This is a genomic window from Williamsia sp. (genome assembly GCF_016462415.1).
Lineage (GTDB): Bacteria > Actinomycetota > Actinomycetes > Mycobacteriales > Mycobacteriaceae > Williamsia_A.
In genome coordinates, this window is sequence record NZ_JAEMTF010000022.1 from 10,924 (window position 1) to 32,846 (window position 21,923).

21 protein-coding genes are annotated in these 21,923 nt (G+C 68.3%); 13 read left to right on the plus strand and 8 right to left on the minus strand.

Translation table 11 applies throughout. The annotated features are described in order from the left end of the window. Positions 1-558, minus strand: a 558-nt coding sequence (locus JHC79_RS07940; protein ID WP_296389620.1) for a TIGR03086 family metal-binding protein, incomplete at its 3' end; no start/stop codon positions are given. A 97-nt stretch (positions 559-655) separates the two neighbouring features. Between JHC79_RS07940 and JHC79_RS07945 the strand changes: the two genes are divergently transcribed. After that, entirely contained in the window at positions 656-1,588 is a 933-nt protein-coding gene (locus JHC79_RS07945) for a WYL domain-containing protein (RefSeq protein WP_296389621.1), read from the plus strand. Between the two features lie 65 nt (positions 1,589-1,653). Here the strand turns inward: JHC79_RS07945 and kstR are convergent, their stop codons facing one another. Continuing rightward, positions 1,654-2,295 carry a cholesterol catabolism transcriptional regulator KstR gene (gene kstR, locus JHC79_RS07950; protein ID WP_253660187.1) on the minus strand — a complete coding sequence of 214 codons (642 nt, stop codon included), beginning with the start codon at positions 2,293-2,295 and terminating at the stop codon, positions 1,654-1,656. A gap of 203 nt (positions 2,296-2,498) precedes the next feature. Between kstR and JHC79_RS07955 the strand changes: the two genes are divergently transcribed. From JHC79_RS07955 to JHC79_RS07985, 7 genes are all read left to right on the plus strand, one after another. Beyond that, entirely contained in the window at positions 2,499-4,709 is a 2,211-nt protein-coding gene (locus tag JHC79_RS07955) for an acyl-CoA dehydrogenase (RefSeq protein ID WP_296389622.1), read from the plus strand. Positions 4,710-4,796: 87 nt separating this feature from the next. After that, positions 4,797-5,885 carry an acyl-CoA dehydrogenase family protein gene (locus tag JHC79_RS07960; RefSeq protein WP_296389623.1) on the plus strand — a complete coding sequence of 363 codons (1,089 nt, stop codon included), beginning with the start codon at positions 4,797-4,799 and terminating at the stop codon, positions 5,883-5,885. A 4-nt stretch (positions 5,886-5,889) separates the two neighbouring features. Next, complete coding sequence (locus tag JHC79_RS07965; protein WP_296389624.1) at positions 5,890-7,056, plus strand: acyl-CoA dehydrogenase family protein; 1,167 nt, start codon at positions 5,890-5,892, stop codon at positions 7,054-7,056. Continuing rightward, complete coding sequence (locus JHC79_RS07970; RefSeq protein WP_296389625.1) at positions 7,053-8,102, plus strand: bifunctional MaoC family dehydratase N-terminal/OB-fold nucleic acid binding domain-containing protein; 1,050 nt, start codon at positions 7,053-7,055, stop codon at positions 8,100-8,102. Before JHC79_RS07965 ends, JHC79_RS07970 begins: the two co-directional genes overlap by 4 nt. Next, positions 8,099-8,539, plus strand: a complete 441-nt coding sequence (locus JHC79_RS07975) for a MaoC family dehydratase (RefSeq protein WP_296389626.1) — start codon at positions 8,099-8,101, stop codon at positions 8,537-8,539. The genes JHC79_RS07970 and JHC79_RS07975 overlap by 4 nt, the downstream gene beginning before the upstream one ends. Further along, on the plus strand, positions 8,536-9,711 hold the full coding sequence (locus JHC79_RS07980; protein ID WP_296389627.1) for a lipid-transfer protein: 1,176 nt from the start codon (positions 8,536-8,538) through the stop codon (positions 9,709-9,711). Before JHC79_RS07975 ends, JHC79_RS07980 begins: the two co-directional genes overlap by 4 nt. Next, positions 9,708-11,360 carry an AMP-binding protein gene (locus JHC79_RS07985; RefSeq protein WP_296389628.1) on the plus strand — a complete coding sequence of 551 codons (1,653 nt, stop codon included), beginning with the start codon at positions 9,708-9,710 and terminating at the stop codon, positions 11,358-11,360. Before JHC79_RS07980 ends, JHC79_RS07985 begins: the two co-directional genes overlap by 4 nt. Positions 11,361-11,367: 7 nt before the next feature. Here JHC79_RS07985 and JHC79_RS07990 read toward each other — a convergent pair whose 3' ends face one another. Beyond that, the gene (locus JHC79_RS07990; protein ID WP_296389629.1) at positions 11,368-13,032 is read right to left on the minus strand and encodes an MFS transporter; all 1,665 of its coding nucleotides are present in this window, start codon (positions 13,030-13,032) and stop codon (positions 11,368-11,370) included. 180 nt (positions 13,033-13,212) lie between these two features. Between JHC79_RS07990 and JHC79_RS07995 the strand changes: the two genes are divergently transcribed. After that, the gene (locus tag JHC79_RS07995; protein ID WP_296389630.1) at positions 13,213-13,344 is read left to right on the plus strand and encodes a hypothetical protein; all 132 of its coding nucleotides are present in this window, start codon (positions 13,213-13,215) and stop codon (positions 13,342-13,344) included. A 46-nt stretch (positions 13,345-13,390) separates the two neighbouring features. Next, a complete protein-coding gene (locus JHC79_RS08000; protein WP_296389631.1) occupies positions 13,391-14,020 on the plus strand; it encodes a TetR/AcrR family transcriptional regulator in 630 nt (209 codons plus the stop codon). On the opposite strand, the gene JHC79_RS08005 is transcribed toward JHC79_RS08000, so the two are convergent. Next, positions 14,017-14,877, minus strand: a complete 861-nt coding sequence (locus tag JHC79_RS08005) for a MaoC/PaaZ C-terminal domain-containing protein (RefSeq protein WP_296389632.1) — start codon at positions 14,875-14,877, stop codon at positions 14,017-14,019. The two genes, JHC79_RS08000 and JHC79_RS08005, sit on opposite strands and share 4 nt — an antisense overlap. Then, entirely contained in the window at positions 14,877-16,592 is a 1,716-nt protein-coding gene (gene kstD, locus JHC79_RS08010; RefSeq protein WP_296389633.1) for a 3-oxosteroid 1-dehydrogenase, read from the minus strand. The genes JHC79_RS08005 and kstD overlap by 1 nt, the downstream gene beginning before the upstream one ends. Before the next feature lie 184 nt (positions 16,593-16,776). Between kstD and JHC79_RS08015 the strand changes: the two genes are divergently transcribed. The 3 genes from JHC79_RS08015 to dmpG are packed head-to-tail and all read left to right on the plus strand — an operon-like array spanning position 16,777 to position 19,602. Beyond that, positions 16,777-17,565, plus strand: coding sequence for a 2-keto-4-pentenoate hydratase (locus tag JHC79_RS08015; protein WP_296389634.1), 789 nt, complete (start codon positions 16,777-16,779; stop codon positions 17,563-17,565). A gap of 57 nt (positions 17,566-17,622) precedes the next feature. After that, positions 17,623-18,522: an acetaldehyde dehydrogenase (acetylating) gene (locus tag JHC79_RS08020; RefSeq protein ID WP_296389635.1), complete on the plus strand. Its 900-nt coding sequence runs from the start codon at positions 17,623-17,625 to the stop codon at positions 18,520-18,522. Positions 18,523-18,549: 27 nt separating this feature from the next. Next, on the plus strand, positions 18,550-19,602 hold the full coding sequence (gene dmpG / locus JHC79_RS08025) for a 4-hydroxy-2-oxovalerate aldolase (RefSeq protein ID WP_296389636.1): 1,053 nt from the start codon (positions 18,550-18,552) through the stop codon (positions 19,600-19,602). A gap of 78 nt (positions 19,603-19,680) precedes the next feature. On the opposite strand, the gene JHC79_RS08030 is transcribed toward dmpG, so the two are convergent. The 3 genes from JHC79_RS08030 to JHC79_RS08040 form a co-directional block, all read right to left on the minus strand. Next, the gene (locus JHC79_RS08030) at positions 19,681-20,538 is read right to left on the minus strand and encodes a hypothetical protein (RefSeq protein WP_296389637.1); all 858 of its coding nucleotides are present in this window, start codon (positions 20,536-20,538) and stop codon (positions 19,681-19,683) included. Positions 20,539-20,657: 119 nt separating this feature from the next. Next, on the minus strand, positions 20,658-21,455 hold the full coding sequence (locus JHC79_RS08035) for a VOC family protein (protein WP_296389638.1): 798 nt from the start codon (positions 21,453-21,455) through the stop codon (positions 20,658-20,660). 85 nt (positions 21,456-21,540) lie between these two features. Continuing rightward, positions 21,541-21,918 (minus strand): hypothetical protein, encoded by a 378-nt coding sequence (locus tag JHC79_RS08040; protein ID WP_296389639.1) that lies wholly within the window; start codon positions 21,916-21,918, stop codon positions 21,541-21,543. Positions 21,919-21,923: the final 5 nt, after the last annotated feature.

Sequence of the window (21,923 nt, forward strand, 5' to 3'; positions counted from 1 at the left end):
GCGTCCCGACCAGTTGGCGAGGACCTCGGTGGGGCCGGCGTCGGACCGGCTCGTCACGACCTCGCCGAATGGGACGTCACCGATCGCGCGGATGTCGGCGCCGATGAACATCTGGACGATCGGCAGGGTGGCCTCGGCCAGCCCGGCCGGTGCCTCGGCGTCCTGACCGGTGGCCACCGCGAGATCCCATCCGTGCACGAGGGTCTCGTTGACGTAGCCCCACAGCGCGCCGCTGCCGGGAACGGTGCCCCACGGAACGGTGACCGGGGTGTCGAGCTTCGCGTCGTCGGACCACAGCTCCCGTGCCCGGCGGGTGGTCGCGGCGTACTCGGCCGGCTCGTGGAGCCGGTCGGTCACCGAGACCGCGAAGATGTCGGTGCCCGCGCCCAGCGCAGCGGCGCGACCCGCGGTGCCGAGCAGGTGACCGCTCAGGGCGAGGACATCGAACTCGGTGCACGGCGTGGGGTTGTCGAGCTGGTCGGGCGCGACGGCCTCGAGCAGGGACGTGACCCATTCGGTCGCGGCGGCGTAGACCGGGCGGGGATCGGGTGCGTTCATGGTGTGTCTCGCTTCCTGGGCTGATGGTGGCTACCAGAAACAGTCAATCGTCTATACATGACACCAACTGTCATGTATTTCTGACACGATTGCAGCCATGCGGGCCGACCGACTCCTTGCGCTGGTGATGCTGCTCCGTCATCACGGGCGGATGACCGCAGCGGCGCTCGCCGCCGAGCTCGAGGTGTCGCAGCGAACGGTCCTGCGTGACATCGACGCGCTGTCGGTGTCGGGGGTGCCGGTCTACGCCGACCGCGGTCGCAACGGCGGATTCGCGCTGCTGCCCGGTTACCGCACCGACCTGACCGGGCTCACGCTCGACGAGGCCAGGGCGCTGTTGTCGTCGGGCGCGGGCCGACTGACCTCGCCGGCGTTCGTCAGCGCGATGCGGAAGGTGGCCGCCGCGATCCCGGACTCGCATCGCGACGAGGTGAAGCTCGCTGCGCGACGCATCCTGGTGCGCCCCGAGGGGTTCGTCGCCGAAGCGCCGGCGTCGCAGCCGCTCGCCCAACTCCAGGAGGCGGTGTTCCTCGGTCGTCGGATCCGACTGCAGTACCAGCGGTTCGGAGCCGAGCCCGTCGAGCGGACACTGGACCCCGTCGGCCTCATCATGGGCGGCGACACCTGGTATCTCGTCGCCCGTCGCGATGGAACCGAGCGCATGTACCGCGTCTCACGCATGTCCGACGTCACCGTGCTCGACGAGCCCGCGGACCGACCCGATGACGTCGACCTCGAACAGATCTGGCAGGAACGGCGCAGTGAGTTCCGCGGACGGTTCGTCCCGAGCGAGGTGGCGGTCCGGGTGCGCGCGGATCGCTACGACGACCTCACGCGCATGCGGTTCGAGGTCCTCGACGTCGGGCCTGTGACCGACGGGTGGCAGACGGTGCGGATGACCTGCGCCGACCTGCGGTACGCGCTCAGCGCGCTGTGGTCGATGGCCGACGCCGTCGTGGTCACCTCTCCCGGCGAGGTCGCCGACGAGATCCGCCGTCGCACTCGAGCGATGACCGGTGCGTCGCGATGATGTGCGGTTCCGGCGACGCCCACCTGCGGAAATGAGCGCCAAAAGGGCACATTTCCGGGAGTGGTTCAGCTGCGGGACTCGCGACCGGCCAGCAGCAGTTCGATGGTCAGCTCGAGGCGGTTCGTGACGTCGGTCGCCGAGGCCCGGCGGGTCAGCCACTGCACCAGGTTCGACATCCACACGTCGGAGATGACGCGTGCGATCTTGAGGTCCTCGTCGCTGGGTTCGCCGGTGACCATCGCCCCGGCGAGGAGGCGGTCGATGACCGCGGCGACCGCGTCGACCTCGGTGGCCGCCGAGGCGTCGGCGAACATGAACGCCCGCGTCATCGCCTCGGTCAGCAACGGATCGCGCTGCATCGCGAGCGTGATCAGGTCGAGGACGCTGCGCAGCCGTTCGAGGGCGGTGTCGCCCTGCAGGCGTGAGCGGTCGGCCCGCGACTCGACTCGTTCCAGTTCGCGTGCCAGAGCCGTCACCAGCAGGTGCACCTTCGACGGGAAGTAGCGGTACAGGGTGCCGACGGCGACGTCGGCCTTGTCGGCGACGGCGCGCATCTGCACGGCGTCGTATCCGCCCTTCGAGGCCAGGGCCAACGTCGAGTCCAGGATCCGACGACGACGTTCCCGTTGCGCGTTGGACCCCAGATCCGGGTCGGTGGTCACGCCCACGGTGGGCACCGAGCCGCCGGGTGTCGCGGGGGTGGCCATGGTCACTTCCTTACTTCCGCGCTCCGCTCGGGTGACCCCGTCGCGGTGCTGCCGCAAACCGATTTGTCCACGATATGCCGCGCCGCCTCGGGTCGACGAGTTGACATCCCGAGTACCCGACTACCCGGATCCGTCACCGACAGGCATAATTAGAACAGGTTCTACTTTGCCCGCATGCGGAAATGAGTGAGGTCGCCGGAGTCATGACGATTGCCAGCACGGAAGATCAGGCGACGTTCGCCGAGGCCATCGGGCGGTGGGCGCAGCACGCCGGTGTCGTCGACGTGGTGCGCCGCAGTCTCGATGAGCAGGCTGTCGACGACGGGTCCGACCCGCGGTCGGCGGTGCTTCCCGGCGTCGCCGAGCTCGGTCTGTTCGCGGCCACCGCGCCCGACGAACGTGGCGGCCTCGACCTCGGATTCGTCGACCTGGCGGTGATGCTCGAGCAGTGTGGACGCGATCTGATCCCCGGCCCGCTGGTGTCGACGGCGATCGCGACGCACTTTCTCAGCCGGTCGGAATCCGACGCGGCACACGAGGTCGCAGCCGAGTTGATGTCCGGCCACCGGACCTGCGCGCTCGCCCCCGCCGGCCTGACGCCGGACGCGACGCCGGTCGCGGTGAGCCGACGCACCGACGGCGACGGGATCGTCGTCGACGCCGATGCGCAGACCGTCGTCGGACACAGCGGAGGCGGACTGCTGCTGCTGGCGATCGACGTCGAGGGCTCCCCTCGATGGGCGGTCGTCGACGCGGCCGCGCCAGGAGTCGAGGTCAAGGCGTCCGACGCGGTCGACGGGACGAACACCGTGAGCTCGGTGTCGCTGCGCGGCGTCGGTGTCGCAGAACACCAGATCCTCGCCGCAGGTGACGCCCTGGTGCGCGGTGCGCTCGTCGCCGGTCTGGCCGCGCAGGCCTCTGGCGTGACTCGATGGACGCTCGACACCGCGGTCGAGTACGCCAAGGTTCGCGAGCAGTTCGGATCGCCGATCGGGTCGTTCCAGGCCGTCAAACACATCTGTGCCGAGATGCTCTGCCGCAGCGAGCAGATGAGTGCCGCCGCATGGGACGTCGCCCACGCGGTGGCCGAGCACGCCGCCGCGTCGGACCGCGACGATGTGCAGGTCGCACTGTCGACGGCGGTGGCCGCCGCAGCCGTCGGTGACCTCGCGGTGGCCAACGCCAAGGACTGCATCCAGATCCTCGGCGGCATCGGGTTCACCTTCGACCACGCCGCGCACCTCTACCTTCGATTCGCGCTGTCGCTGCGTGCGCAACTCGGTGGCACCGGTTCGTGGCGCGCGGGCACCGCACGTGCCGTCCTGGGCGGCACGCGACGAAGCATCGACATCGACCTGTCCGAGGTGGACGACGACCGTGCGACCGTCCGGACCACGTGCGAGCAGATCGCCGCGGCCCCGGACACGCGGCGCGCGCTCGTCGACGCCGGGTACCTGACACCCCACTGGCCCGTGCCCTACGGGCTCGGGGCGGGCGCCGCCCTGCAGCTGCTCATCGACGCCGAACTCGACCGTGCGGGCGTCTCCCGACCCGACCTGGTGATCGGCGCCTGGGCGATCCCGACCATCCTCGAGCACGGGACAGACGCGCAGCGTGAACGGTTCGTCGCACCGACCCTGGCCGGAGACGTGTCCTGGTGTCAGCTGTTCTCCGAGCCCGAGGCGGGTTCGGATCTCGCGTCGTTGCGCACCCGGGCCACCCGGGTCGACGGCGGGTGGACCCTGCGCGGGCAGAAGGTGTGGACCTCGGCCGCGCACACCGCCGACTGGGCCATCTGCCTCGCCCGCACCGACACCGACGTGCCGAAACACAAAGGCATCAGCTACTTCCTCGTCGACATGACCAGCGCGGGCATCGATGTCCGGCCGCTGCGCGAGATCACCGGCAACGCCCTGTTCAACGAGGTCTTCCTCGACGACGTGTTCGTTCCCGACGACTGCCTCGTCGGAGAGCGCAACGGTGGTTGGCGACTGGCTCGCACGACACTGGCCAACGAACGGGTGGCCATGGGTGGCTCGGGACTCGGCGCGGAGATGGAGTCCCTGCTGGGCCAGATCGCGGCGTCGGACACCGAGCTCGGACCGGTCGACGTCGACGCCCTGGGTGCTCTGTGTGTCCAGGCGCAGATCGGCCGTGTGATGGATGCGCAGTCCGTCCTGCGCAGTATCGCCGGCCACGATCCGGGGGCCATCTCCAGCGTTCGCAAGCTCATCGGCGCACGGCATCGACAGGACGTACCGGAGTTCGCGCTGTCGGTGCTCGGGCTCGCGGGCCTCGCGACGTCCGACGCGGCCGATCTGTTCCTGCGCAACCGCTGCCTGACCATCGCCGGTGGCACGACGCAGGTGCTCGCGACCGCAGCGGCCGAGCGGATCCTCGGTCTACCGCGCTGAGGCGGCCCTCAGGCTATCGACATCGTCGCGAACTCTGATACAACTAGAACAGGTTCTAGAAACGGCTTCGACGAGGAGGTGTCCGGCGTGGATTTCACCCTGGACGGCACGGCCCAGGCGGTCAACGACGTGGCCACTGACCTGGTCGGACGCCACACCCCGGTGTGGGATGAGACGTTCGACGGGCCCGGCGGCTTCGAGGTGCCCCTGTGGTCGGCGATGGTCGAGTCCGGGGTGGTCGCGCTACCGCTGCCGGAGGATCGCGGGGGCGACACCGTCGGCATCCTGGGACTGCTGCCGCTGCTGACGAAACTCGGCGAGTCGGCGGGCGTGACCCCCGCGATCGGCACCCTGGTCGCCGGACTGGTGATCCGCGAATCCTCGTTTGCCCTCGATCGTCTCGCCCAGACCATCGTCGACGGTGGCCACACAGCCGTCGCGATCGGTGAACCCGGTGCAGCGCTGACCACGGCACCGCACACCTCGCTGTCCGGCGGCCGGCTCACCGGGACCAAGACCGCGGTCCTCCACGCCGAGGGCGCCGCGGCGTTGCTCGTCACCACCGACTCCGGCGTGGTGCTGGTCGACGCGGCCGCCGACGGGGTGTCGATCACCCGCACCCCGGCGTCGTCGCGGTGGGGCGAGTACACCGTCCGGTTGGAGGACGTCGCTGTCGACGATGCGGCGCTGGTGTCGCGGGACAGTCGGACGTTGCGCGATGTGTACCGACTGGGGTTGTCCGCCTACGCCGACGGGATCCTCGCCGGGGCGCTGCGCATCACCGCCGACCACGTCAGCAACCGCAATCAGTTCGGCAAGCCCATCGGCACCTTCCAGGCCGTCACCCAGCAGATCGCCGACATCTACGTCGTCGGACGGTCGATGAACCTCGCGGTGACGTCGGCGGCGTGGCGCCTGGCCGAGGGGCTCGACGCCGACCGTGACCTCTCGATCGCCACCTACTGGCTCGCCGCCGAGATGCCGACGACCCTGCGCACCATGACGCACCTGCACGGCGGTGTCGGGGTGGACATCACCTATCCGCTGCACCGCTACTACTCGATCATCAAAGACCTCGCCCGCATCGTCGGCGGGGCCACCGCCCGACTCGACGAGCTCGCGGAGTCGTCCATGTTCGCCGACGAGTTGGCGGACTCGACCGGCCAGGAGTACTAGATCGATGTTCATCGACCTCACCCCCGAGCAGAAGGCGCTCAAAGCCGAGCTCCGCGAATACTTCTCGACGCTGATCTCTCCTGAGGACCAGGCGGCGATGCTGACCGAGCGGCACGGTCCGACGTACCGCAAGGTGATCCGTCAGATGGGCAGCGACGGCTGGCTCGGCGTCGGATGGCCGACGGAGTACGGCGGCAAGGGTTTCGGTGACATCGAGCAACAGATCTTCGTCAACGAGGCCGCGCGCGCCGACGTCCCGCTGCCCGCGGTCACCCTGCAGACCGTCGGCCCCACGCTGCAGGTGCACGGCACCGACGAGCAGAAGCAGAAGTTCCTCCCGGCGATCCTGGCGGGCGAGGTGCACTTCGCGATCGGCTACAGCGAACCCGAGGCCGGCACCGACCTCGCGTCGCTGAAGACCTCCGCGGTCCGGCACGGGGACGAATACATCGTCAACGGGCAGAAGCTGTGGACCACAGGCGGTCACGACGCCGACTACGTGTGGCTCGCGTGCCGCACCGACAAGGACGCGCCCAAGCACAAGGGCATCTCGATGCTCATCGTCGACACCACCGATCCCGGCTACAGCTGGACCCCGATCATCACCGCCGACCGAGCCCACCACGTCAACGCGACGTACTACAACGACGTCCGCGTCCCGGTCGGCATGCTGGTCGGCGAGGAGAACCTCGGGTGGCGGTTGCTGACCACCCAGCTCAACCACGAGCGCGTCATGCTCGGCCCCGCGGGACGGATGGACGGCTTGCTGGCCCGTATCTCCGCATGGGCGCAACGACCGGCGGCCGACGGCACCGTGCCCGCCAAGAACCCCGACGTGCGCAGGGCGCTCGCCGAGATCGCGGCCTACACCCGAATCAACGAACTGCTGAACTGGCAGGTGTCCTCCTCGGGCAACGAGGCGATCTCGATGGCCGACGCCGCGGCGACCAAGGTGTTCGCCACCGAGCGCGTGCAGCGCATCGGCCGGCTGATCGACGAGATCATCGGCCGCTTCGGCGATCTCGCCGATCCGGAGACCGCGGACCTCATCCGATGGTTCGACGCGCAGGCCAAGCGCAACGTGGTGATCACCTTCGGTGGCGGCGTCAACGAGGTCATGCGGGACATGATCGCGACGTCGGGCCTCGGACTCCCGCGCGCACCGCGATGAGCGTGGAGGCGACGGCGGCGACCACCGAGGACCGCATCCGTAGCGCGACCGATGCGGTCCGTGCCGGCGGCGCCAGCGCGCCGGTGGCCGGACGCGACCCGATCAACGGTCCGATGATCGCGAACTGGACCGAGGCCATCGGGGACGCGAACCCCATCTACCGCGATGAGGACGCGGCGCGAGCCGCCGGATGGGACGGCGTCGTGGCCCCGCCCGCGATGGCGCAGGTCTGGACGATGCGCGGCCTGCACGGGGCGCGCTCCGACGACGACCCGCTGGGCGCGGTCTCGCAGATCTTCGACGACGCCGGATACACCTCGGTCGTCGCCACCAACTGCGATTCGACCTACCACCGCTACACGCGGCCGGGCGAGCATGTCGCCATCTCGTCGGAGCTGCTCGACGTGGTCGGTCCGAAGACCACCGGACTCGGCGAGGGATGGTTCTTCACCACCCGCAACGTCTGGACCGTCGGCGACGAGGTCGTCGCCGAGATGAACTTCCGCATCCTCAAGTTCCGGCCCCCTGCGGCGTCGCCCGAGACGGCGGCGTCGTCCGGTGTCACGTCGTCGCTGGCCGCGCCCACCGACGACCTCGACGCCGGCGCGATGATGCGGCCCAGCGCATCTCGTGACACCGCCTTCTTCTGGACCGGGGTCGCCGACCACGAGCTGCGCATCCAACGTCGACCCGACGGAACGCTGGTCCACCCGCCGGTCCCGGCGCTGTGGAAACACCACACCGAGACCACCGACTACCAGGTCGCGGCAGGCACGGGCACCGTCTACAGCTTCGTGGTGCATCACGCTCCGCGTGTCCCGGGCCGCACCCTGCCGTTCGTGATCGCGCTGGTCGAACTCGACGAGGGCGTGCGCATGCTCGGACAGCTCCGCGGCGTCGACCCCGCCGAGGTGGCCATCGGCATGCCGGTCGTCGTCGAATTCCTCGATTTCCCTGCCGATCCCGACGCCACCGTCCCCGGAACCGGTGATCCGTGGACCCTCTACGCCTGGCAACCCGCCGATTCGAAAGGTGCGACGACATGACCGCCCCCGTGGCCCCGCCCCGTACGCCGCCCGGCGTGGCCGTCGGCGACACTCTGCCGCTTCTGGTCATCGAGGCGACACCGACCTTCATCGTCTCGACGGCCCTGGCCACCCGTGACTTCCAGGACGTGCATCACGACCGAGACCTCGCGCAGAGCAAGGGATCGAAGGACATCTTCGTCAACATCCTCACCGACACCGGGCTGGTCGGACGCTACGTCACCGACTGGGCGGGTCAGCGGGCGCAGATCCGGTCGATCACCCTGCGCCTCGGCGTCCCGTGGTACGCATACGACACGCTCACGTTCGCGGGCACGGTCAGCGCCGTCGACGACGGGGTGGCCACCGTCGACGTGGTCGGGACGAACGCACTCGGCAAGCACGTCACCTCCCAGGTGACCGTCGTTCTCGACCACACTGTGCAGCAGAGCTCATGAGCACGTCGTTGTCCGGCGCCGCCGCGATCGTCGGGATCGGCGCCACCGATTTCTCGAAGGACTCCGGACGCAGCGAACTGCGCCTGGCCGCCGAGGCGGTCGGGGCGGCGATCGCCGACGCGGGTCTCGACCCGTCCGAGGTCGACGGACTGGTGTCGTTCACGATGGACACCAACACCGAGATCGCCGTCGCCCGCGCCACGGGAATCGGTGACCTGACGTACTTCTCCCGCATCCACTACGGCGGCGGCGCGGCGTGTTCGACCGTTCAGCAGGCCGCGATGGCCGTCGCCACCGGCGTCGCCGATGTCGTGGTCGCCTACCGCGCCTTCAACGAGCGGTCCGGCATGCGCTTCGGTCAGGTCAATGCCGGTCTCGCCGCGCAGGACAACTCGTCGGGTACCGACAACGCGTTCAGCTATCCGCACGGGCTGTCGACGCCGGCGGCGTTCGTGGCGATGGTCGCCCAGCGGTACATGCACGAATACGGCGCGACCAGTGCCGATTTCGGTGCGGTTGCAGTGGTCGACCGCAAACACGCCGCGGTCAACCCCAACGCCTTCTTCTACGACAAGCCAATCACCATCGACGACCACCAGAACTCGCGCTACATCGCCGAGCCCCTGCACCTGCTCGACTGCTGCCAGGAATCCGACGGCGGCGTCGCACTGGTGATCGTCTCCGCCGAGCGGGCGAAGGACATGCCGCATGTCCCGGCGATCATCGCGGGCGCGGCGTCGGGCAGCGGCAACGATCAATACATCATGACCAGCTACTACCGCGACGATCTCGCCGGTCTACCGGAGATGGGGCTGGTCGGACGGCAGCTGTGGGAGCAGTCGGGTCTCGGTCCCACCGACATGGACGCGGCGATCCTGTACGACCACTTCACGCCGTACACGTTGATGCAGCTCGAGGAACTCGGGTTCTGCGGTCGCGGTGAGGCCAAGGACTTCGTCCGGCGTCCGGGGGTGCTCGAGGTCGGGGGTGAGCTCCCGCTCAACACTCACGGCGGGCAGCTCGGCGAGGCCTACATCCATGGGATGAACGGGATCGCCGAGGCCGTGCGCCAACTCCGGGGCGACTCGGTCAATCAGGTCGACGGCGCGCAGCGCGTCGTCGTGACAGCGGGGACCGGTGTCCCCACGAGCGGATTGGTGTTGACCCGATGACCGAGACCGCAGCCACCGACTTCACCGCCACCGACTTCAACTTGGGCGACATCTTCGAGACCATCGCCGACGCGGTGCCCGACCGGATCGCGATCGGATACGAGGGTGTCGACGTCAGCTACCGCGAACTCGACGAACGGTCCAACGCGTTCGGACATCTGTTGCGCGACCACGGGATAGGCGCCGGCGACCACGTGGCGCTCTACCTCAAGAACAGTCTCGAGCACGTCTACGCCATGGTCGCGCTGCTGAAGATCGGCGCGACCGCGATCAACGTCAACTACCGCTACACCGCCACCGAACTCGCCTACATCCTGGAGAACTCCGACTCGGTCGCGGCGCTGGTGGAACTCGACGAGCACCAGCGGACGCTGGCGACCGTGCTACCGCAGACCGCGGTGCACACCGTCCTGGTGATCGGCGACGTCACACCGGAACTCGCTGCCGCAGCCGATGATCGCGTGTCCGTCGGGGTCGTCGACCTCGCCGGCCACAGCACCGCACGCGACTTCGCGCCCCGCTCCGGCGACCAGCACTACATCCTCTACACCGGCGGGACCACCGGCTACCCCAAGGGCGTGGTGTGGCGGCACGACGACTTCTTCCACAAGCCGCTGTCGGGCGGGAACCCCTACGGGCCCGAACCACTCGCCGACCACGCCGCGATCGCCGACAACGCGAGCACGTTCGCCCCGATTTCGTTCCTGCTGGCCGCGCCCCTGATGCACGGAGCCGCGATCTACTCGCTGTTCATGTTCTTCATCAACGGCGGTCGTCTCGTCCTGCAGCGTGACTTCGTCCCGTCGGCGGTGCTCGACTCGATCGAGCACCACGGCGTGCAGATCGTGCTCATCGTCGGCGACGGGATGGGGGCGCCGCTCGTGGAGGAGATGGAGAGCCGACAGGCGCTCGGGACCCTCGACGTGACCGGGCTGCTGTCGGTGACGAACGGTGGCGCGATCTGGTCGACCGCGGTTCGTGATCGGATGCGGGCGGTCAAACCCGATCTGTGGATGCGCGACAACTTCGGCGCCTCGGAGACCGGCAACGACGGCGAGCTGATCATGGGGGAGGACGGCCTGCTGCGGTCCACCTCGAACCCGGCGCTCACCGTGCTCGACGAGGCGCTCGAGCCCATCGAACCGGGATCCGACCAGATCGGTTTCATCGCCCGCGTCGGCCGCGTCCCGGTCGGCTATCACAAGGACGAGGAGAAGTCGGCTCGCACCTTCGTCACGTTGCCCGATGGGCGTCGGGCCGCGGTGCTCGGCGACATGGGACGTCGGGAGGCCGACGGCAGCGTGGTGTTCCTCGGTCGTGGATCCGGGTGCATCAACACCGGCGGCGAGAAGGTGTTCGCCGAGGAGGTCGAGGCGGCCGTCCAGGCGCATCCGGCCGTGCACGACGTGCTCGTCGTCGGCGTGCCGGATCCGCGGTTCGGTCAGAGGGTCGCCGCGGTGGTCTCGGTCGTCGACGGGGCGGACGTGCCGACGTTGGAGCAGATCCAGACGACCTGTCGGGAGCGGATCGCCGGGTACAAGGTGCCGCGTGCGGTCACGGTGGTCGAGCAGATCCGGCGATCACCTGCGGGCAAGGCCGATTACAAGTGGGCCTCGGCGACCGCGGTCGAGGCCGTCGCCACCGTCTAGACCCGCATCAGCCCACCGGATCGGACTCCAGATCCGACGGCGCGGCCACCACCGTCGTGCCGGTCGCCTTCTCGTCCAAGCGGTTCGGAGCCCAGAACGCCAACACCGCCGATCCGGCGATCACCAGCGCACCCAGCACGATGTACGCCTGGTTCGACGGGTGCAGGAACGCCTGCTGGGCGCCGTCGAGGACGGTGCGCGCGAGGTCGCCGGGCACGTTCTGCTCGAGCTGCTCGGAGACCGCCTTCGCCTCGGCCAGGGACCGGCCGATGTTCTCGGCGACGACATCACCCTGAGCGGCGACCATCTCGCCGCGGGCCTGCTGCCCGCCGGCGCTCAGCTGATCGCCCATGGTCTGGAACTGCTCACGGGCCCGGTCCGCGGTGGCGCCGATGCGTGCGGTGTATCCCGCCGCGACGATGCTGCCCGCGAGGGCCATGCCGATCGCGGCTCCGAGTTCACGGGCGGTGTCGTTGACCGCCGAGCCGACACCCTGGTTCTCGACCGGTGTCGACACCATGATCGCGGTGGTGGCCGGGGCCGTCGCGACACCGAGACCGAAGGCCATGACCGACAACAGGATCGCGATCACCCAGTACTCGCTGTAGGTCAACGCGCCCAACAGCACGATCCCGATCCCGAACACGAACATGCCCGGCGCGAGAACGGCACGGAAGTTGAACCGCACCGCCAGCCAGTTGCCCAGCAGCGACATCACCATCACGACGATCACCAACGGGAACATGGCCACCGCCGACTGCAGCGGCGAGTAGCCCAGAACCAGTTGCAGACGTTGCAGGATGAGGAAGAACGTGCCGAACGACCCCAGGAACTGCAGCGCGATCGCGAAGGCGCCGGAGCCGAAGGCGCGACGACGGAACAGTCGGACGTCGAGCAACGGGTGGTCGCGGCTCAGTTCGAGATAGACGAAGGCGCCCACCAGCGCCAGCCCGCCGATCAACGTGACGAGTACGAGCGGGTCATCCCAGCCGCGGACCGGCCCTTCGATGAGCCCGAACACGAAGGCCGCGATGGCGACGGCCGACGTGACCGATCCGCGGATGTCGAACCGCGGGGGATTCGCATCGCGGGAGGTGTCCACGGTCAACGCCGCCACGACGATGAGCGCGGCCGCTCCGGCGAAGGTGATGAAGATCGAATGCCAGCTGAAGAACTCGAGCAGGATGCCGGTCACGAAGAACCCGCCGATGGCGCCGGCACCGGCCACTCCGGCCCAGATGCTCACCGCGAGTGGTCGCTTGGACTCCGGGACGCCCGAGGTGATCAGCGACAGGGTGGCCGGCATGACCAGTGCCGCACCCGCGCCGGCCAGACACCGGGTCGCGATGATCATGTTCGGGTCGTCGAGGAACACCGGGAGTGCCGAGGCGATACCGAACACGACCATGCCGCCGATCAACATCCCCCGTCGCCCGAACCGGTCGCCGAGTGCACCCGCGGGCAACAGCAGCGCCGCGAGGGTGAGCGTGTAGCCGTCGACGAGCCAGGTGATCTGTCCGGCGTCGGCCTCGATGTCGGGGGCGATCTCGGCCAATGCCGTGTTGAGTGCGGCCATGGCCGCGACCACTGCGCTCAGGGCGCCGCAGGCGACGACGATGAGCCAGACGGCGCGCAGTGTCAGGCGGTCGGGGGTGGGCTTGGCCGTTGTCATGACTCGCACCCTCTCGTGATCGCGTCGGTGCTCGGGACACCCGTGTTGCGCAATCGTGACGCCGACGCGCGGCGCTGCTGCGCGGTCTCAACTGTTACTTCTGTCACTCTGGTCCTAGCAGTCACAGATCGCTCGAAGTGCCCGGGTCGATGTCGCCCCGGTGTGAAAGGAACCGTGACCATGTCTCTCCGTACTCATGCCGGCCGACCGCATTCCACTGCGTCCATCCGATTCTGGCGCGTCGTGGCGATGGTGGCACCGCTCGTCGCGCTGGTCATCGGGATGTTGCTCGTCGTCGGTTCGATGGGCTGACAATTTTTTTGAGACTAACAGTCTCGTGCGCGGTAGGTTGCGTTTCGTGACCGACGACGACCGGGTGCGCCGTAACGATCCCCGTCCCGCGCAATCGCGTGCCAAGGTGGTCGCGGCTGCGGCAGACCTGCTCCGCGCCGCCGGGCCGTCCGCGGTCACCGTGGATTCGGTGATCGGGGACGCAGAGGTGTCGCGAGCCACGTTCTACCGTCATTTCGCCTCGACGACCGAGGTGGTCGCGGCTGCTTTCCAGGTCGTGATCCCGGCTGCCCCGGTACCGCCGGCCACGGGTTCGGTACGCGATCGGCTCACGGCCCTGGCCCTGTCGCAGGCCCGCTTGTTCGCGGAGGTGCCCGCCTCGACGACGTTCCTCGCATGGCTGTCGCTGGGCGCCGATCTCGCCGAGACGTACGGCGCGCCCGGTGAGGCGCCCGAGCGCGTCGAGCAGCGGACATTGCGTGAACGGGTGGCCGACCAGTACCTGCGGCCCTTCGACGAGGTCCTGTCGAGCCCGGACGCGGTCGCACTACTCGGACAGGTTGATCGGATCACCGCGATGGCCCTCATCATCGGGCCGCTGGCGATGGGCCGGCTCAGCACGCTGCCGACCTTCGACTACGAGGCCATCGCACGGGCCGCCGTGGACGGCTTCCTCGCCACGCACAAAAAGGACTAACGCCGGGTCAGGACCACGTTGCCCAGTACGGGAGCGTCGTCCCGCTCGGCTGCGGTGGCGGTGGCCACCAGGTCGGTGCCGGTGTCCCAGACCGAGATCCGGAACGTCTCACCCGGGAAGAACACCCCCGCGAACTTCGCGCCGAACCCGGCCACAGCGTCGGTGTCACCGCCGAGGAGTTCGTCGGTGATCGCCCGGCAGACCGTCCCGTAGCTACACAGTCCGTGCAGGATCGGTGCCGGGAAACCGGCGGCGGAGGCGAAGGCCGGATCGGAGTGCAGCGGGTTGCGGTCGCCGCACAGGCGGTAGAGCAGAGCCTGATTAGGACGGGTCGCGACGGTGATGACGGCGTCGGGATCGCGGTCGGGATACGCCACGCGATCCGACGTGCCGCGCTCCCCGCCGAAGCCGCCCTCGCCCTTGGCGAAGATCGACGACCGTGTGGTCCACAGGAGTTCGCCGTCCGAGTCGAATGTCTGCGTCTCGGTGATGACGACGGCCGCGGACCCCTTGTCCTGCACCTCCGCGATCTGCGATCGGGTCGTGCCCGTGCCGCTCGGCGGGATCGGACGGTGCGTGGTCACCTGCTGGCTGCCGTGCACCACCTTCGCCAGATCGATCTCGATGCCGGGGAAGGAGACGGTCGGGGCCTCGGTGGCCTCGAAGCTCTCGGCCACGGTGCCGAAGGTGGGCAACACCTTCGGGGCGGTGTCATGGACGTAGCGCAACCCCTCGACGTCGAGGGGATCCGCTGCGGCACCGACGCCGAGGTTGTACAACGCCACGTTCGACGCCGACCACGCGAACGTCGACTCGCCGAGATCCGCCCCGACCGCGATCGACGGATCAATCGGCATCAGCCGGCCTGCCGATCCGACCCGGCCGACACGGTGTCGTTCGCCGCGATGTCCATGGCGGCGAGGTAGCCGAACACCATGGCGGGTCCGATGGTCGCGCCCGGTCCGGCGTAGGTGTGTCCCATGACCGGGCTGCTGGTGTTGCCGGCCGCGTAGAGGCCCTCGATGATCGAACCGTCCTCGCGCAGAGCGCGTCCGGCGACATCGGTGTTGATACCGCCCTTGGTGCCGAGGTCGCCGGGGAACATCTTCACCGCGTAGTACGGCGCCTTCGTCAGCTCGCCCAGGCTGGGGTTGGGCTTGTTGGTGATGTCGCCGTAGTAGTGGTCGTACTTGCTGACGCCGCGCCCGAAGTCCTCGTCGGATCCGTTGCGTGCGAACCCGTTGAAGCGCTCGGCGGTCGCCACGAGTGCGTCGGCCGGCACCTCCATCTTCTCTGCCAGGCTCTCCAGCGACTCGGCCTTGAGTACGGCACCGGTCTTGAACCATTTGCCGGGCAACGGCTGTCGGCCCGAGACGGAGGCGAACATGTAGCGGTCACGGTAGGTCTGGTCGAAGACCAACCACGCCGGGATGTTGGCGCCGGGGCCCTCGCCCTGGCCGAACTCCCCGCCGAACATCTGGTGCACGGCCTCGACGTAGGGCAACGACTCGTTCATGAAGCGCTCGCCGCGGGTGTTGACCATGAACGAACACGGCAACGAGCGCTCGGCGAGGGCGAACCACGGGCCACGCGGCAGCATGATCGTCGGACCCCACCAGGAGTCCTCCATGAAGCTCACCGCGGCACCGATCTTGATGCCCGCGTTGATGCCGTCGCCGGTGTTGCTGGGGGCGCCGGTCGTCCACTCGGTGCCGATCGGTTCGCGCTGGTACTTCTTGCGCATCTCCTCGTTGTGCTCGAAACCGCCGCACGCCAGGATCACACCCTTGCGGGCGCGGATGGTCTTCGTGGTGCCGTCTACGTCGACGGTCACCCCGACGACGCGTCCGTTCTCGGTCACCAGATCGGTGAGGCCGGTCTTGAGAAGCAGTGGCACACCGAGTTTGCGGACGCCGAGCAGCAGCTCGCCCATCAGGGCGGCGCCCATGCCGATCAGGTGCTTGCGCGTCACTCGGCCCCAGATCATCCGCAGACCGACCTGCATGATCTTCAGCGGCCCGCGCCAGTGCCGCAGGCCGGTCGACAGCCAGCGGTAATCGGACTGCTTCACCACGACGCCCAACGGGGCCTTGGTGTACTGCGGGTGCAGGTTCGCGAAATCGGCGCCCAGCTTCTTGGCGTCGAACGGCCGGGGCTCGCACGAGCGTCCGCCGACCCGCCCACCGGGAGCCTCGGGGTAGTAGTCGGAGTAGTTCTTCACCCACTCCAGATCCAGGGGCGCGTACTCGGAGAGGAAGTCGAGGACCTTCGGGCCGTTGTCGATGTAGGCGTCGATGCGCTCGGGAGCCACCACGTCGCCGACGATGGAGCGGACGTAGGTGCGGGCGGCCTCCGGGTCGTCCTTGACGCCGTCGCGCTCGAGGACCGAGTTGTTCGGGATCCACACGCCGCCGCCGGAGCGTGAGGTCGAGCCGCCCCAGTACGCGGACTTCTCGATGATGACGGTCTTCAGGCCCTGGGACGCCGCCGTGATCGCGGCGCTCATCCCTGCTCCGCCTGCGCCGACGACGACGACGTCGTACTCGCTGTCCAGGTGGTCCGTGGTGGTCATGCTCGCCCCTTCGTTGTGCGGCCCTGCGATGGTGGCGGTCATCGGAGCGCCGATGCCCGTTCCCACAAATCTAGAACACGTTATAGAATTGCTTTGTCTGCAGGCTATACCAGGTCCGCGCATGCCCACCAGGCTCGCTGGTGGGCGAGAACGACAACACGTTCACATACGAGAGGTGTCGACGATGACCGTCTCCGGAAAGCTTCGGCAGGAGATCGCCGATGCGCTGGCCGACGCCGAGTCCACGGCCACCGCGGTCGATCCGCCGACGGCCCGCTACGACGCGCTCGACGTCGTCGACGCCTACGAGATCCAGCTGATCAACATCCGGCGTCGCCTCGACGCCGGAGCGGTCGTCGCCGGGCACAAGGTGGGTCTGGCGTCGGAGGCGATGCAGAAGATGATGGGTGTCGACGAGCCGGACTACGGCCACCTCCTCGACACCATGCAGTACTTCGAGAACACCCCCATCGACGCGGCCCGCTTCTGCTTCCCGCGGGTCGAGGTGGAGGTCGGCTTCATCCTCGGCAAGGACCTCCCCGGCGAGGGCTGCACCAATGAGGACGTGATCGACGCGGTCGAGTGGGTGGTGCCGTCCATCGAGCTCATCGACTCCCGCATCCGCGACTGGAAGATCACCCTCTGCGACACCATCGCCGACAACGCATCGTCGTGCGGATGGGTGCTCGGAGAGCAGCGTGTCGCGATCGCCGACATCGACACCGGCGACATCGACGCCGAGCTGACGCGCAACGGCGAGGTCATCGCCAAGGGCAATTCGTCGGCGGTGCTGGGCCACCCGCTCACTGCGGTGTCGTGGTTGGCGCGCAAGGTCGATGGCTTCGGCGTGCGACTGAAGGCAGGCGACGTGATCCTGCCCGGCACCGCCACCCGCGCCATCGACATCCGATCGGGTGACCACTTCGTCGCCGACTTCGCCGGATTGGGAAGTGTCACCCTTGATTTCGTCTAGACAGCGGATCTCACCTGATTTTCGTCATGTATCGCCGTTCGAGTTGAGGAGTCACCCGTGACAGGCAAGGTCACCGCCGCGATCATCGGATCGGGCAACATCGGTACCGACCTGATGTACAAGCTGGAGCGGTCGGAGTACATCGCACCGCGCTGGATGGTCGGTATCGACGCCGACTCCGAGGGCATGAAGCGCGCCGCCGACCACGGGTTGATCACGATGTCCGGCGGTGCCGAGGAGCTCCTGAACTCATCGGAGAAGCCGGACTTCATCTTCGAGGCGACCTCGGCCTACGTTCACCGCGAGTACGCGCCGCGTTACGAGGCGGCCGGGATCACCGCCATCGACCTCACCCCGGCCGCGGTCGGGCCGGCGGTCGTGCCACCGGCGAACCTGCGCGAGCACCTGTCGGCACCGAACACGAACATGATCACCTGCGGCGGCCAGGCCACCATCCCGATGGTGCACGCGGTGTCGTCGGTGGTGCCGGTGAGCTACGCCGAGATCGTCGCCTCGGTCGCGTCGGTGTCGGCCGGGCCCGGCACCCGCGCCAACATCGACGAGTTCACCAAGACGACGTCGGCGGGTGTGGTGTCGATCGGTGGTGCCGATCGCGGCAAGGCGATCATCATCCTGAACCCGGCCGACCCGCCGATGATCATGCGCGACACCATCTTCTGCGCCATCCCAGAGGACGCGGACACCGACGCGATCGCCGAGTCGATCCACAAGCGGGAGAAAGAGATCCAGCAGTACGTCCCCGGATACCGGCTGCTGCAGGATCCGCAGTTCGATCCGCCGAGCGTCATCAACGGTGGCATGGCGCGCGTGTCGATCTTCGTGGAGGTCGAAGGCGCGGGGGACTTCCTGCCGCCCTACGCGGGCAACCTCGACATCATGACCGCGGCGGCCACCAAGGTCGGCGAAGAGCTGGCCAAGCAGAAACTGGGAGTGTGAATCGTGTTCGCAGACAGAGCTGATCTGATGGCCGGTGCGCGAAAGTACAGCGACACCCTCGACATCCGCATCACCGATTCGTCGCTGCGCGACGGCAGCCACCACAAGCGTCACCAGTTCACCACCGACGACGTCCGCAACATCGTCGGTGCTCTCGACGGCGCCGGGGTGCCGGTCATCGAGGTGACCCACGGTGACGGCCTCGGAGGCTCGTCGTTCAACTACGGCTTCTCCAAGACCCCGGAGCAGCAGCTGATCCGAGCAGCGGTGGAGACGGCGACGTCGGCGAAGATCGCGTTCCTGATGCTGCCCGGACTGGGCGTGAAGGACGACATCCGTGCCGCTCAGGACAACGGCGCGTCGATCTGCCGCATCGCCACCCACTGCACCGAGGCCGATGTCTCCATCCAGCACTTCGGGCTGGCCCGTGAGCTCGGGTTGGAGACCGTCGGGTTCCTGATGATGTCGCACAGCCAGCCGCCGGAGGTGCTCGCGAAGCAGGCCCGCATCCAGGCCGACGCGGGGTGTCAGTGCGTGTACGTCGTCGACTCCGCCGGCGCACTGGTGCTCGAGCAGGTGTCGGATCGGGTGGCCGCGGTGGTCGCCGAGCTCGGGGACGACGCCCAGGTCGGGTTCCACGGTCACGAGAACCTCGACATCGCGGTCGCCAACTCGATCGCCGCCGTCCGTGCGGGTGCCCAGCAGATCGACGGCTCGGTCCGACGGTTCGGCGCCGGCGCGGGCAACACGCCGGTCGAGGCGTTCGTCGGGGTCTGCGACAAGCTCGGCATCACCACCGGCGTCGACTTCATGAAGATCGCCGACGCCGCGCAGGACGTGGTGCGTCCGGTGATGCCGTCGGAGTGTCTGGTCGATCGTCCGTCGATGATGATGGGCTACGCGGGCTGCTACAGCTCGTTCCTCAAGCACGCCGAGGGCCACGCCGAGAAGTACGGGGTGTCGGCCGCCGACATCCTCCTCGAGGCCGGCGCCCGAAAGCTGGTGGGCGGCCAGGAGGACCAGCTCATCGACATCGCCCTCGAGTTGCTGAAAAAGCAGAACGCCAACGCCGGGGTCTGACCCCCGCCACCCGGAAATGTGTGGTTTCGGTGACGGCCACCTGGTGTTTTGGTCGCCGGAACCACACATTTCCGGGAGTCAGGCTGCCGCTGGCTGCCACCCGCGCGACAGGAGCGCGTGTCGAACCTGCGCGATGTACGCGTCGCGACCGCGCGTGAGTGTCCGCGCCACGGCGGGGAGAAGGATCCAGCCGTCTGTACGGAGATCGTTCCACCGGCCGACGTCGTATGCATGTTGCTTGGCGTCTCGGTGATGCTCACCGTCGTATTCGCAAGCGACCTTGAACCGTGGCCACGCGATGTCGAGTCGATACCGACCGCCGAACACCTCCCATTGCAATACGAAACCGGTGAGCCCGGCGTCGCTGAGCCACAGGCGCATTCGTGTCTCCCAGGGCGACTCCGAATTGCGGTCGACCGCGGCGAGCGCACGGTGTGCCTTGCCGATACCCCAGTGGTTCTCCCACGTTCGCAACTCCGACCGCACGAGTTCAGGCAAGTCAGGGTGCCGGCGGGTCATCGCGTCGAGCGCGGCGACGGCATCTTCGCGGTGGTTGAAGCGCCCGAGGTCGATGGCGGTTCGCTCGAGTGTTGTGCACCGGATGTCGTCGACGGTGGTCCATTGACTGTCGTCGAGTTGAACGCGTCGAACGGCCACTCCGTCGTGCTGTCGCCCGTTGACGGGGACGATGATCTCCGGGAGGGCGTCCGCGGGTCGGTACGGGTTGCCCCACAGTTCTGCTGCAGACCAGCCGCAGAGGACGCCGTAGGGATAGGCGACCGCCGCCGCGCGACCCATCATCGCGAAGTCGGGCTCGAGATCGGATCGCACCCATACCCCGCGGAGGACGCGTCGATACTCGGTACGCATCCGGTACTGCGTCATCAGCCCGAGTAGGTCTGAGGTCGCCGCGGGGCCGTCGGGGAGTTCATCCATGTCGAGTTGGACCCGTCGCGGCCGAGTTCAGTTCCACCCGGCGAAAATGTGCGGTTTCGGCGAGCGCGACCTGCGGAAACGGTCACCGGAACCGCACATTTCCGGAAAGAGGCGGGCAGCTACATTCCGGCGGGTGGGTGACCGAGGTTGAACACGGCGCCGAAGGGGTCCTTGACCGACGCCAGGGTTCCGTACGGGGTGTCCTCGCCGGGCATCAGCACCGAGCCGCCCAACGACCTCACCTGGTCCACGGTCGCCGCGACATCGTCGACGGTGACGTACATCTGCCAGAACGACGGCGCCTCGGGAGGCAGCATCGTCGATGCGTTCATGATCCCGGAGTAGCTCATCTCGCCGTTGAACACCTGCGAGTAGAAGTCCGGTCCCGGGCCGTCGGCGCCACCGGTCCCGACCTCCTCGAGGCGGGCCCCGGTCACCAGCGGATAGAACGCGCGCGATGCCGCGTAGTCCTTGCTCAGGCAGTCGAACCAGTAGGGCGCACCGTGCACACCCCACTCCGCGAAACCGGTGTGCGCGTTCGGCTGCCAGAACCCGATCGCCGCACCGGCGGTGTCGGTGAGGAGGAGCATCGTGCCCTCGGGTCCGACGGCCATCGGCGGGACGATCACGGTGCCGCCCGCCTCGATGGCCGCGGCGGCGGTGGCCTCGGCGTCGGCGGTGTGCAGATACACCGACCAGATGTTCGGCGGGGCGCCCGCGCCCTCCATGTACGGGCTCAGCCCGGCGACGCGGTGGCCGCGGACGGTGAAGTTCTGGTACCCGCCGAACTCCTCGCGCGGCGGTTCCTCGACCTCCCATCCGAAGATCGCCCGGTAGAACTCGGCGGCGCCGGCCGGGTCGCTGCTCATCAGATCCATCCAGATGGGCGCGCCCAGCGGGGCGGAGTAGTCGGTCATCGCAATGGTCCTCTCGCGCGGTGTCAGGTCACTGTGTCTGACCCGGGCGTCGGGCGAAAGTAATCGCGATGAACTCGTCGGACTCTCAGAAATACCCGTCGGGGTCGGTGTCCGGACCGTGCGGCGGGATGATCCCCTCGCTCACCCCGTGATCGATGCTGGCCGACAGCCGCGAACACGTCGGCGTCATCGCCGGGTTGCCGCCCTCGGCCCGGACGCGCGTCAGCTCGTTGCACTGTTCGCGGGCATCGGCGTTCCACTGCACGCTGGTCTGGAACTCGCTGGTCTTCTTCACCAGCACACAGGCGTGACAGGCGCGGCACTCGATCTCCCGCATCCCGCCCCGCAGGTAGTGCGTCCGGTCGCGCTCGGTGGCCGAGCGCACGGAGTGCAGTCGCTGTGGGTCGTCACCGAAGTCCGGCGCCTTGGCCCAGCCCTTCGGTTTGTCGACGGCGCTGGTCATCGACG